The sequence below is a fragment of the Lutispora sp. QWL-02 genome, assembly GCF_058315355.1.
In genome coordinates, this window is the sequence record NZ_CM177762.1 from 2651769 (window position 1) to 2665125 (window position 13357).

Sequence of the window (13357 nt, forward strand, 5' to 3'; positions counted from 1 at the left end):
ACAATTCGTAATATAAAGGAAGTGTACCATGAATAATTTTGTAAGAGAGGACATAAGGAATATAGCCATAATTGCCCATGTTGACCATGGAAAGACAACTTTGGTTGACGGACTGTTGCGGCAAAGCGGCACCTTTAGAAGCAATGAAAATGTTGCGGAGAGGGTAATGGATTCAAATGATCTGGAGAGGGAGAGAGGTATAACCATACTGGCAAAAAATACTGCCATTAATTATAAGGGCATTAAAATAAATGTGGTAGATACCCCTGGACACGCAGATTTCGGGGGTGAAGTCGAGAGGGTTCTAAAGATGGTTGACAGCGTTCTTCTGATAGTAGATGCATCCGAAGGCCCGATGCCCCAAACCAGGTTTGTGCTGAAAAAGGCATTGGCTTTAGCTCTAAAGCCCATTGTTGTAATAAATAAGATCGATAGGCCGGATTCAAGAATACCTGAGGTTATTGATGAAATAATAGATTTGTTTATTGATTTAGGAGCCGATGATGACCAGCTTGATTTTCCTATCATCTATGCTTCTGCAAAAGCCGGATTTGCTAAATACAATATGGATGATGAGGGGAAGGATCTGACGCCATTATTTGAAACTATAATAAACAAGGTTGAACCACCATCCGGCAGTTTAGACGGACCATTGCAATTTCTCATAACTACCATTGAATATGATGAATATATCGGCAGAGTTGCAGTGGGAAAGATTTTTAGGGGCAGCATAAGATACGGCCAGAGTGCTGTTTTGTGCAAGAGAGACGGAAGCCTCCAAAACGTGAAAATAGGAAGATTTTACGGCTTTATCGGATTGAAAAGGATAGAAATCAGCGAAGCATCTATCGGAGACATAATAGCCATTCCGGGAATAGATGATATTAATATAGGAGAGACATTATGCGATGTCCAAAATCCTGATCCGCTTCCATTAATAGAAGTTGAGGAGCCTACTATATCCATGACCTTCATGGTGAACAACAGCCCCTTTGCAGGAAGAGAAGGAGATTATGTTACTTCAAGGCATTTAAGGGCAAGGCTTATGAAGGAGCTTGAAACCAATGTGGCTTTAAGAGTGTTGGAAACAGACTCGCCGGATGCTTTTGAAGTCTATGGAAGAGGAGAGCTCCACCTTTCAATTTTGATAGAGACAATGAGAAGAGAAGGCTATGAATTTCAGGTATCCAAGCCTACCGTAATATTGAAGGAGATAAATGGAGAAATTTGCGAACCCATAGAGAATTTATTTGTAGAAGTACCACAGGATTATTTGGGTGTAGTAATGGAAAAGCTGGGCGCAAGAAGAGCAGAAATGCTGAATATGCATACTACAAACGACAGCTATTTGAAGGTTGAGTTTAAAATACCCACAAGAGGCCTTATAGGTTATAGATCCCAGTTCTTAACCGACACAAAAGGCAACGGTATAATGCACCATCTTTTCATGGGCTTCGAACCTCATAAAGGAGAAGTGCCTGAAAGAAACAGGGGAGCCCTTGTAGCCTTTGAAGCAGGAGAAACCACAACCTATGGACTCTATAATGTTCAAGACAGAGGAGAGCTTTTTGTAGGAGCAGGCGTTGAAGTATATGAAGGCATGATAGTCGGAGAAAGTGCAAAAAGTGATGATCTGGATGTAAATGTATGCAAGAAAAAACATGTCAGCAATATGAGGGCATCAGGCTCTGATGAAGCATTAAAGCTAAGCCCTCATATAGAAATGAGCCTTGAGGAATGCCTGGAGTTCATTGCGGGAGACGAATTGGTAGAAATAACGCCAAAATCAATCAGGCTTAGAAAAAAAGTATTGGATGGAAGCCTGAGGGCAAAAATGAGAAAGAGTTAGAGTCTTGTCAAAAAATGTAGCGCGTTATATAATGAAAAAGAATTATGAAAGGCGGCGACTTTATGTATAAGAAGCTAACTATATTCTTTTCATTTATAGTGATTATTATTGCTGCTGCAGGTTTTATATACTATAACCTTTCGCTGAAGCCCGTCAAAGCTGAAGCTGGTAACATAATAACAGTAACCATACCAAGTGGAGCTAATTCAAATAAAATTGGTGCCATATTAGAAGAAAATCACCTGATCAGAAACAAGACTATGTTTAAATTGTATAGCAAAATAAATGGCCTGGACAATAAATACAAAGCTGGAACCTATGATATTAGCAGCTCTATGGATGTAAAAGCTATATCTGAAATACTCCGCAATGGAAAAGGTTTTGCAGAAACAATTAAGTTTACAATACCTGAAGGCTATGAAGTAAGAATGATAATCGACAAGTTGGTTGAACTGGGATTAGGTGAACGTACAAAGTATGAAGATTTGATGAAGAACGCTGATTTTGATTATAGCTTTGTAAAAGAAATAAAAAGGGAGGAAGGGAAGCTGGAAGGCTATCTTTTTCCCGACACATATGAAGTATATAAAGGCTCCGATGAGAAAGAAATAATTAAAAAAATGCTGAGCCGCTTTGATGCGATATTTAATGATGAATATAAAAAAAGAGCCGAAGAGCTCAATATGTCCATTGATGAGGTCATAACCCTTTCTTCTATCATAGAAAGAGAAGCAAAATTAGAGAAGGACAGGAAAATAATATCCTCAGTGTTCCATAATCGATTGAAAAATAAAATGCTTCTGCAATCCTGTGCAACGATACAATATATTCTGAAAGAGAGAAAGGAAGTATTGCTATACAAGGATTTGGAAGTAAAATCACCTTACAATACCTATAAGAATCAAGGCTTGCCTCCAGGACCCATTGCATCGCCGGGTTTAAAATCTATAGAGGCAGCATTATATCCCGATGATACGGATTACTTGTACTTTTTTGCGCTGGATGATGGTTCTCATGTTTTCTCCAAAACTTTTAAAGAGCATATTCAAGCTCAGAATAAATATAAGTAAGGCTTTCATGGAATACTAACGATAGAAGGAATCGGATAAAAAAATAAGCTTGGTAGGCAATACATAGAGGTGCTGTGTATTGCCTATTAAAATGAGAGAAAGGCGATTCAATGAGCAATATAAACTACGATTACATTCAAAATTACATAAACGGTCTTCTGCCTAAAAACGAGGGGATACTTGAAAAATTGGAGAAATATGCAGAGGAAAACCATATTCCGATCATCACGGCCGATGTTGCTTCTCTTTTATCTATATTGATAAAATCTGCAAATGCAAAAAATATACTTGAGATCGGTACCGCAATAGGTTATTCTTCAATTCTGATGGGAAACGCTATGGGTCAAAACTTTAAAATTACTACACTTGAAAAAAGAGAAGATTTGGCGGAGCTGGCGAGGGAAAATATAAAGAAATCGGGCTATGAAAAAAATATTACTGTAATAGCAGGTGATGCGTCAGAAATACTGGAATCCTTGAATGGAATATATGATATTATATTTGTAGATGCGGCAAAAGGTCAATATATGGATTTTTTAAAGCTTTCTTTTGATAAACTGAAAGTGGGTGGACTATTTATTTGCGATAATGTACTTTTTAGAGGAATGGTAGCAGAAAGAAGCCTGCTGATAAGAAGAAAAATAACCATAGTTAAGAGACTGAAAAAATTTTTAAGCTTCATATCGGATCACGAAGCGCTTCAGACAGTAGTTATTCCTATTGGTGATGGAGTTTCAATCAGCATTAAGCAAAAGGAGGCAATAATTAATGATTAAACCCGAATTGCTTGCGCCCGCAGGAAATCTGGAAAAACTGAAAATGGCGCTTATTTATGGTGCCGACGCAGTATACTTAGGAGGAGAGAGGTTTGGCCTGAGAGCACAAGCGGGCAACTTTACCCTGGAGGATATCAAAGAAGGAATAAAAATTGCACACGAACTGGGGAAGAAAGTATATATAACAGTCAATATAATACCTCATAATGAAGATCTGGAAGGGCTGAGCGATTATATAAAAGAGCTGGAAAAGCTTAGCGTGGATGCTTTGATATTATCAGATCCCGGTGTATTTTTGACGATTAAGGAAGTTGCACCGGACATGGAAATACATTTAAGCACCCAGGCCAACAATACCAACTATAAAAGTGCGGAGTTCTGGTATAAGCAAGGTGTTAGAAGAGTAGTCCTTGCCAGGGAATTGAGCTTTAATGAAATAAAAGACATTGTGGAGAAGGCTCCCAAAGGCCTGGAATTTGAGTCTTTTGTTCATGGCGCCATGTGCATATCCTACTCTGGCAGATGTCTTCTTAGCAATTACATGGTGGGCAGAGATGCAAACAGAGGGGAATGTGCCCATCCTTGCCGTTATAAATACTACTTGATGGAAGAAAAAAGGCCTGGACAATATATGCCAATAGAAGAAGATGAAAGAGGCACTTATATATTCAACTCCAGAGACTTATGCATGATAGATCATATACCTGAGTTGGTGAACTCAGGTATAAAAAGTTTTAAGATTGAGGGGCGGATGAAGAGCTCCTACTATGTTGCCACAGTGATAAGGGCTTATAGAAAAGCTATAGATGAATATTTTGAAAGCCCGGAAAATTATATAGTGGATAAAGAATGGCTGGATGAGGTTCATAAAGCAAGTCATAGAGAATTCTCAACAGGCTTTTATTTTGGAAAGCCCGACAGCAAAGGCCAAATATATGAAACGAGCTCATACGTCAGAGACTATGCCTTTGTCGGGATAGTTCAGGATTATGATGCTGCTGCCGGTATTGCTGCCATAGAACAAAGAAATAAGATGTCATTAGGTGAAGAAATTGAAATTATCGGACCGCATAAAAAGATGTTCACTCAAAAAATTGAAGCCATGTGGGATGCGGATGGACAAGAGATTTCATCGGCTCCTCACCCCCAACAGATATTTAAAATGAGAATGAAAAAAGCAGTGGAAAAGTATGATATTATCAGAAGGGAGAGAGGAGCAGATGAGTAAACCCTTATTAATCGGCATCACAGGGGGCACCGGTTCAGGAAAAAGCACGGTTGCCAGAGCTATATATGAAAGCCTCCCGAAGAGCAACATTTCTATCATTGAGCAGGACAGCTATTATAAGGATCAAAGCCACTTATCAAGTGAAGAAAGAATAAAGACCAACTACGATCATCCGTTTGCTTTTGATACGGATCTGCTGGTTTCTCATTTAAAGGATCTTCTTAATAATAAGCCTGTCGAAAAGCCTTTATATGATTTTACTGTTCACAACAGGAAAAAAGAGACCGTAAGGATAGAAGCCAAGGAGATAATAATTCTTGAAGGCATATTGATACTGGATTCACCTGAGATACGCGAATTACTGGATATAAAAATATTTGTAGATACTGATGCAGATGTGAGAATCATAAGAAGAATATTGAGAGACATGAAGGAAAGGGGAAGATCCCTGGATTCGGTAATAAAACAATACATGGAAGTTGTAAAGCCTATGCATTATGAGTTTATAGAGCCTACTAAACGGTATGCAGATATAATAATTCCAGAGGGAGGCTACAATAGAGTAGCCATAGACATAATCGTAGCCAAAGTCAACAGCATTCTAAATACAAACGGGGATTTTATCCGGTAATTGACCGCAGCTTATGCCTCCTGATAACATCTTATGAAATCTATATGAAATTATAATAATTTGTACAATAGTAAATGCCATCAAGCATAATGGTATAATTTGCAAAATAACCTGCCATAATAGTAAAAGCGGAGTTTTCCAATTCACTAGCCTGGAGGTTATATTTGTGCCGGATCATGAAGTATCGCTTGCGAGCAAAAAAAGAATTCTGCTTATAGGGATATTATTTATTATTCTATGTATGGCGCTGCTTGCAAGACTGTTTTTCATTCAAATAATTAAAAATAAAGAATATAGTAAGAAGGCTGTACAGCAAAGACTGATGAGTATATCCTTAGGTGCGGACAGAGGAAATATTTATGACAGAAATTTTATTCCTTTTACAGGCCGGGAAATACATAAGTACATAATAGTGTATCCTGCTTATATTCAAGATAGGAATACGACCATATCAATAATTTCTAAATTGAGCGGTCTATCCCGCGATGCCGCTGCAAAAAAAATAAATTCAAATGCCGATGCTTTGGAGTTTTTATATGAAAACAGGGATGATGAATTGCTCAGCTTTATTGAATCAGGCAAGCTTAAAGGCGTGATTGCCATAGAAAAAAGTCAAAGATACTCTGCAGGATCCATCGGCAGGCATGTGATAGGCTATATAAGCAAATCGGATAGAAAGGGCGAAATGGGAATAGAGAAAAGTATGAATAACTATTTGTCTGCGGTGACGGGCAAAAGTATTATAGCCGTGGTGGACAGCAGTAAAAATATAATACCGGGATTGGGCTTTAGAAAGGTTGAAGCTAGCAGCCAAGGCATAAACTACGGGATAAAGCTTACTATGGACTATCATATTCAAAATATTGTGGAAGAGATTATGGATAAAAACGATGTCAATGGAGCTATTGTTGTAATGGACATTAAAACAGGCGATATATTGGCTATGGCAAGCCACCCCGATTATGAGCAGGATAATATACAAAAATATATAAACAGTAATGGAGAAGAGCTTATAAATAAAGCAATATGGCCATACGATCTCGGATCTGTATTTAAGATAGTCGTTGCAGCGGCAGCTATCGAAAGCGGAAAAATAGATCTTGATCAAAAATATATTTGTGAAGGAAGCATAACAGTAGGAAACAGTGTAATAAACTGTTCTACTCATAAAAGCCATGAAAATAGAGAAATTACAATTGATGAAGCCTTCGCTTTGTCCTGCAATACTACCTTTGTGAAAATAGGGTTGGAGTTGGGAGCAGATCCTATATTAAATATGGCAAAAAAGCTTGGCCTTGGAGAGAAACAATGCTATGAAATCCTTGAAGAAAAGGCAGGATATATTCCGAATTCTCAGGAGGAGGGAATAGGGAACATATCCATTGGTCAGGGAAAGATACAGGTAACCCCTCTTCAAGTCACTGCTATGATGGCTTCTATAGCCAATAATGGGATAAGATATGACGCAAGATTGATAGATGAGCTTATAAACGAAGATGGAGGAACAGTAAAAAAAATAGATAAAGGCAATCCTAGAATAGTTCTCTCCCCCACAACGGCATATAGGCTAAAAAGGATGCTGAGAGATGTAACAGTCTTTGGAACAGGAAAGCAAGCAAATATTGAAGGCCTCGGCGGAAGCAGCGGCAAGACCGGTACAGCAGAAACAGGAATGGGAAATGGAAAAATTATCCATGGATGGTTTACCGGTTTTATACCATCGAATGAACCTCGATATGCAATAACGGTATTTATAAACAATGGTCGTTCAGGCGGGAGTTCGGCAGCACCTATTTTTAAGCAGGTAGGAGAAAATATTCTCACAAATATTAAAAGATAGGACAGTCACAATAGTATTCTCAAAATCATATAATTAAAAGTGACACTAAAATAGGAGGTTTTAATAATGCTGCTATTGATATGCTCCTTGATTGCAGAGACTTTTAAGGATGTTATCTTGCTTTTTGGCTATGTTCAAAGCGCTAACTCCTTTCCACAGCCTTTAACTCCGGAAGAAGAGCAGTACTATCTTGATCTATATCAAAAAGGTGATGAAGACGCAAAAAATATATTGATTGAAAGGAATCTTAGACTGGTTGCCCATATAGTAAAAAAATTTGGAAGCGGCAAGGAAAGCGACGATCTCATATCCATCGGAACAATAGGCCTTATAAAAGCAATTGTTACTTTCAAAGGCGAAAAGGGCACCAGGCTTGCTACTTATGCTGCCAGGTGCATTGAAAATGCAATATTAACATAAGATCTACATAATCTCCTTCATCTCACATATATATTAAATATGAGGAAGAGGGGGTTTTTTTATGTCAAGAAAAGCAAAAATGTATGAAATAAATATTTGCTTTCCTGAAACCGAAGAAGAGAAACAAAACTTAAGAAAAAGAATCGAAGAGACCTATAATAACTTATCCAGGAAAAGCCTTGATTTCTTATCGAAGCATGAAGAAGGGAGAAAAAAATCCAGTGCCAAGCTGAACACCGCTGCGCATAAGGAGAAGGATATACTATGAGGGCTGCAATTTACTCCAGGAAGAGCAAGTTCACGGGAAAGGGAGAAAGCGTTGAAAATCAAATACAGCTTTGCAAGGAATACGGTATAAAGAACCTTGATATAAATGCAAGAGACTTTGTTATATATGAGGATGAAGGCTTTTCCGGCAGCAATACCAACAGGCCTCAATTCCAGAAGATGCTAAGGGATGTAAAGAAAAAAAATATAGATATAATAATATGCTATAGGCTCGATAGAATAAGCCGAAATGTATTGGATTTCTTAAATCTCATAGAGGTGCTAAATAAAGATAATATAGGCTTTGTTTCAATAAGAGAACAATTTGATACAACAACTCCTATAGGAAGGGCTATGATGTATATCGCTTCTGTATTTTCACAACTTGAGAGAGAGACTATAGCAGAAAGAATAAAGGATAATATGATGCAGCTTGCGAAATCGGGCCGATGGCTTGGCGGTAATACGCCTACCGGTTTCAGATCAGAAGCAGTGATCAACAAGGGCTCAGACGGAAAGGAAAAGAAGGAGTACAAACTGGCACCAATAGATAACGAAATTACATTAGTAAAAAAAATTTACGATAAATTTCTTGAGAACAAATCATTGACGGGAGTAGAACAGTTTCTGATGCAAAACTATATTAAAACAAAAAATGGGCTTGAATTTAACCGTCACTCTATTAAGATGATTTTGAAAAACCCTGTATATGCAAGGAGTGATAAGGAACTATTTGAGTACTTTCAAAGTGAAGGATACTGTCTATGCTCAGAGCTTCATGAATTTAACGGTATCAATGGCATAATAGGATATAATAAAACGCGGCAAAAAGGAGAAGGTGCAAACCCAAAATATCGAGAGGTCAGCAAATGGATAATTGCCATAGGCAAACATGATGGAGTTATATCGGGGAAGGATTGGATAAAGGCTCAAAGATTATTGGAGCAGAATAAATCTAAAGCTTACAGAAGAGTAAAAAGCTCTCAATCACTTCTTTCCGGCGTTCTGAAGTGTAAAAACTGTGGGAGCTTCATGCGTCCCAAAACCATGAAGCGGTGGAATTCGAATGCTGAGCAGATCTTTTATTATATTTGCGAAAAGAAAGAAAAGAGCAAAAAAGCTCAATGCCAAAGCTATAATATAAATGGCAACAGGGCTGATATACAAGTTCTTGATGCCTTAAAAAAGCTTATGGATAAATTGAATATTAATTTTATGAGAGGCGATCAATGGAATCATATGGGGGCAGCTGATAAGAGAAGCTTCATCAAGGCAATCATAGATAAAATATTGTGGGATGGTGAAAAACTTGATATAATCCTATTTAGCAGCCATATGTTTCCATAGTGTCAGGGTAGCAAATGAAATATTGATGACAATACGTGCATCTAAGAAGATAAAGTCCGAGGTATCAATAAATGAACCTATAGGCATAGACAAAGAAGGCAATGAAATTTCTCTCATAGACATATTGGGCAGTGATTCTGATTTAATACTGGATGAAGTGGAACTAAAGATTCAAATAAAAAAGCTTTATCAGAAAATGGAATCTATACTGAAGCAAAGAGAAAAGCAAATATTAGAACTTCGCTATGGGCTGGTAAACGGCGTGTGCAAGACTCAGAGGGAAATCGCAGATATGCTTGGGATATCAAGGTCTTACGTATCAAGAATAGAGAAAAGAGCTATCAAAAAGCTATATAAAGAACTGTACATTGAGAGTTGAGGGATATTATGAAAAAACTACTGATTCCTGATATGCATTATGAATCTGTCTTTTCGATAGATATTGAAATATTAAAGCAAAATGGTATTGAGGGTATAATAATTGATATTGATAACACATTGGTGGCTTGGGATACAAAAGAAGCAGATGAAAAAGCACTGAATTTTATTAAAAGCCTGCAAGAAGAAAACTTTAAAATATGTATGATTTCCAATAACACTAAAAAGAGGGTAGAAAAATTCAATGAAATACTGGCCCTTCCGGCTATACATAAAGCGGGCAAACCGAAAATCTCTCCATTCTTAAAAGCTATGAAGCTTCTTCAAACCAATCAGAAAAATACCGCAGTAATAGGCGATCAGCTGTTTACCGATATACTTGGCGGTAACCGTATCGGTCTGTTCACTATACTTGTTACTCCTATAAGCCCCAAGGAATTCATATGGACAAGGTTCATGCGAAAAATAGAAAGATTTGTACTGAAAAAAATAGTAAAAGAAAGAATGTAAAGGCTTATATATGGAAAACCGTGTAAAAATATTGAATAAATTTTCTATCTCTGAAGGATTTTGCAAAATTTTATAGAATATAATTATCTAAAATAAGTAGTACAATTTAATCACCGAATTAGGACGTATGATCTATGGTTATACTTGGGCGCTTATGCCATAGAGACGTTGTGGCGCAACCGGCTAATCTAATATTAGTCGGTTTTATATATTTAGAGGCATACTGTGGAAAGAAAGTATCTGCTTTCAGAGTATGGATATATCTTAGCTTATTAAACAACAAGAAGGTGAACAACATGAAAAAGAATTTACGTTTAGGAGATATGTTGATAAGCACGGGCAAACTCAACCAAGAACAACTGGAAGAAGCGATGAAAAAACAAAGAAGCATAAAAACCAAGAGACTGGGTGAAGTGCTGGTAGACCTTGGATATGTAAAGGAAGAAGATATTTTGGAGGTTCTGGAAGAACAGCTGGGAATTCCTGTTATAGACTTGGCTTATTATATGATTGACTCAAAGGTCACAGCCTTGATACCTGAGAACATTGCTCGGAAATATGACCTGATTCCCGTAGATATTGTTGAAGATGAACTGCTGGTAGCTATGAATGATCCTCTTAATATATTTGCTATAGATGATATCAAGCTGTTAACCGGTATGAAGGTGAAGATAGCCCTATCTGCCAAGTCTGTAATTACAAGAACCATAAATAAATACTATACCCAAGAAGGAACTAAGAAAGTAATAGAGGAGTTCGAAGAAAAATTTGTGCCCAGCAGCCTAGATGATTTGGATGAAAGTGAATTATCAGATGTTAACAGCGCTCCGGTTGTAAAGCTGGTCAATACTATTATCGGACAGGCCATAAGGATGAAGGCCAGCGACATACATATTGAACCCTATGAAAACAATATAAGAGTGAGGCTTAGGCTAGATGGTGACTTGCAAGAGATAATGAGCTTTTCTAAGAAAAGCCACATGGCAATAGTTACAAGGATAAAAATAATGGGAAGAATGGATATAGCAGAAAGAAGAATCCCTCAAGACGGCAGGATAGAGATGGAATTGGAAGGGAAAAATATTGACATGAGGATATCTTCTTTACCTACAGTGCATGGCGAAAAAATAGTTATAAGACTCTTGGACAGGGATGGCTTCAGCTTCTCCAAAGAGGATTTAGGCTTTTCCGATAATGATATTAAGATATTTAATAAGATTATACGTCAGCCCTATGGAATAATATTAGTTACTGGTCCTACCGGCAGCGGTAAAACTACTACCTTATATACGATATTAAAAGATTTGAATAAAGAAGAGCAAAATATAATAACTGTAGAAGATCCGGTGGAATATAAGCTTAAGGGAATAAATCAGGTACAGGTAAACAATAAAGCCGGGTTGACTTTCGCCAGCGGACTACGCTCCATATTAAGACAGGATCCGGATATAATAATGGTAGGTGAAATAAGGGATTCGGAGACGGCAGAAATCGCCGTAAGAGCTTCTATAACAGGCCACTTAGTCCTTTCTACACTCCACACCAATGATACTGCTTCAACAATTGCCAGGCTAATAGATATGGGAATCGAACCTTACCTTGTATCTACATCAGTAATAGGCATAATATCTCAAAGATTGGTGAAAAAATTATGCAGCAGCTGCAAGACCCCATATATTGCGAATGAAAAAGAAAGAAAAATGCTTAATGCCACTGATGAGGCTCTGACTTTATATAAGCCGCATGGCTGCAATAAATGCATCAAAGGCTACAGAGGAAGAATACCGGTTCATGAAGTAATGTATCTGGATCAACATATAAGAAAATTGATAGATGGCCGAGCTACTACAGATACCATAAAAGATGAAGCTATAAAAAATGGTATGACCACCCTTCTTTATAGTGCATCAAAATTGGCCTTGCAAGGTATTACCTCTATGGAGGAAGTGCTTAGAATAGGATATACGACAGATTAGGAGTGAGGAAATGGATTTCTTTAAATTGGTTCAAGCGGGCATAGAAAAAAAAGCCTCTGACATACATATAACAGTTGGTCTTCCTATTGTTTTCAGAATAAACGGAGAACTGATAAAAATGGGCGATGCAGATATGACACCTCAGGATACAGAAAAGATTGCCAAAATGATGCTAAATGAAAAACAATTCCATGAATTGGAGCAAAAAGGTGAAATTGATATATCCTACTCCTCACCGGGAGTAGGGCGTTTCAGAATAAACATATACAGGCAGAGGGGAAGCTATGGGATTGCCATAAGGATAATACCCCTAAAAATACCTACTCTCGAAGAATTGGGGCTTCCTGCTATAGTACAGGATCTGGCAAGGCTCCCCAGGGGCCTCATACTCGTTACCGGCCCCACAGGCAGCGGCAAGTCTACCACTCTGGCCTATATGATAGACCAGATGAACCGTGAGAAAAAATATCATATTATAACTTTGGAAGACCCTATTGAATATCTACATAAACACAATAAAAGCATAATAAACCAAAGAGAGATTGGAAATGATTCACTAAGCTTTGCAAATGCGCTGAGGGCAGCTCTGCGTCAGGATCCTGATGTAATTTTGGTTGGTGAGATGAGAGACCTGGAAACCATAAGCATTGCTTTGACAGCAGCAGAGACAGGGCATCTTGTACTGTCTACATTGCACACTCTGGGAGCTGCCAAAACAATTGACAGAATAATAGATGTATTCCCGCCACATCAACAGCAGCAAATAAGAATACAATTATCAACTGTGGTAGAAGCCATAATATCACAGCAGCTTTTGCCAACTATAGACGGCAAATCAAGGACAGCGGCTTTTGAGGTGATGATAGCCACAAGTGCCATAAGCAATCTTATAAGAGAAGAAAAGACTCATCAGATAGATACAGCAATACAAACAGGCTCTAAGGTAGGAATGCAGACATTGGACAACTCTTTATTAAGCCTTTACAGAAGAGGACTTATAAGCCAGGAGGTATTTCTGATTCAGGCAAGCAATCCGGATATAATGAAAAAATACTTAATATAGGC

The 13357-nt window shown here is 37.8% G+C and carries 11 protein-coding genes and 2 pseudogenes; all 13 read left to right on the forward strand.

Annotated elements, in window-relative coordinates; translation table 11 throughout:
• Positions 1-28: 28 nt before the first annotated feature.
• The 13 genes and pseudogenes from typA (at position 29) to AC4HCY_RS12450 (ending at position 13355) form a co-directional block, all read left to right on the forward strand.
• Complete coding sequence (gene typA, locus AC4HCY_RS12390; protein WP_491094354.1) at positions 29-1849, forward strand: translational GTPase TypA; 1821 nt, start codon at positions 29-31, stop codon at positions 1847-1849.
• A gap of 62 nt (positions 1850-1911) precedes the next feature.
• The gene (mltG, locus tag AC4HCY_RS12395; protein WP_491094355.1) at positions 1912-2919 is read left to right on the forward strand and encodes an endolytic transglycosylase MltG; all 1008 of its coding nucleotides are present in this window, start codon (positions 1912-1914) and stop codon (positions 2917-2919) included.
• A gap of 110 nt (positions 2920-3029) precedes the next feature.
• Positions 3030-3695 (forward strand): O-methyltransferase, encoded by a 666-nt coding sequence (locus tag AC4HCY_RS12400; RefSeq protein WP_323431755.1) that lies wholly within the window; start codon positions 3030-3032, stop codon positions 3693-3695.
• The gene (locus tag AC4HCY_RS12405; protein WP_323431756.1) at positions 3688-4923 is read left to right on the forward strand and encodes a peptidase U32 family protein; all 1236 of its coding nucleotides are present in this window, start codon (positions 3688-3690) and stop codon (positions 4921-4923) included. Before AC4HCY_RS12400 ends, AC4HCY_RS12405 begins: the two co-directional genes overlap by 8 nt.
• On the forward strand, positions 4916-5554 hold the full coding sequence (gene udk / locus AC4HCY_RS12410; protein ID WP_323431757.1) for a uridine kinase: 639 nt from the start codon (positions 4916-4918) through the stop codon (positions 5552-5554). The genes AC4HCY_RS12405 and udk overlap by 8 nt, the downstream gene beginning before the upstream one ends.
• A 166-nt stretch (positions 5555-5720) precedes the next feature.
• A complete protein-coding gene (locus tag AC4HCY_RS12415) occupies positions 5721-7394 on the forward strand; it encodes a peptidoglycan D,D-transpeptidase FtsI family protein (RefSeq protein WP_491094356.1) in 1674 nt (557 codons plus the stop codon).
• A gap of 66 nt (positions 7395-7460) precedes the next feature.
• Positions 7461-7808: pseudogene (locus tag AC4HCY_RS12420) on the forward strand (sigma factor); the annotation flags it as partial.
• Between the two features lie 67 nt (positions 7809-7875).
• A complete protein-coding gene (locus AC4HCY_RS12425; protein ID WP_323431760.1) occupies positions 7876-8082 on the forward strand; it encodes a hypothetical protein in 207 nt (68 codons plus the stop codon).
• Positions 8079-9428 carry a recombinase family protein gene (locus AC4HCY_RS12430; RefSeq protein WP_491094357.1) on the forward strand — a complete coding sequence of 450 codons (1350 nt, stop codon included), beginning with the start codon at positions 8079-8081 and terminating at the stop codon, positions 9426-9428. Before AC4HCY_RS12425 ends, AC4HCY_RS12430 begins: the two co-directional genes overlap by 4 nt.
• 7 nt (positions 9429-9435) lie before the next feature.
• Positions 9436-9807 (forward strand): annotated as a pseudogene (locus tag AC4HCY_RS12435) (sigma-70 family RNA polymerase sigma factor); the annotation flags it as partial.
• Positions 9808-9815: 8 nt separating this feature from the next.
• Positions 9816-10316 (forward strand): YqeG family HAD IIIA-type phosphatase, encoded by a 501-nt coding sequence (locus tag AC4HCY_RS12440; protein WP_491094358.1) that lies wholly within the window; start codon positions 9816-9818, stop codon positions 10314-10316.
• A 296-nt stretch (positions 10317-10612) separates the two neighbouring features.
• Positions 10613-12292 (forward strand): GspE/PulE family protein, encoded by a 1680-nt coding sequence (locus tag AC4HCY_RS12445; RefSeq protein WP_491094359.1) that lies wholly within the window; start codon positions 10613-10615, stop codon positions 12290-12292.
• Between the two features lie 10 nt (positions 12293-12302).
• On the forward strand, positions 12303-13355 hold the full coding sequence (locus tag AC4HCY_RS12450) for a type IV pilus twitching motility protein PilT (protein ID WP_323431764.1): 1053 nt from the start codon (positions 12303-12305) through the stop codon (positions 13353-13355).
• Positions 13356-13357 lie beyond the last annotated feature (2 nt).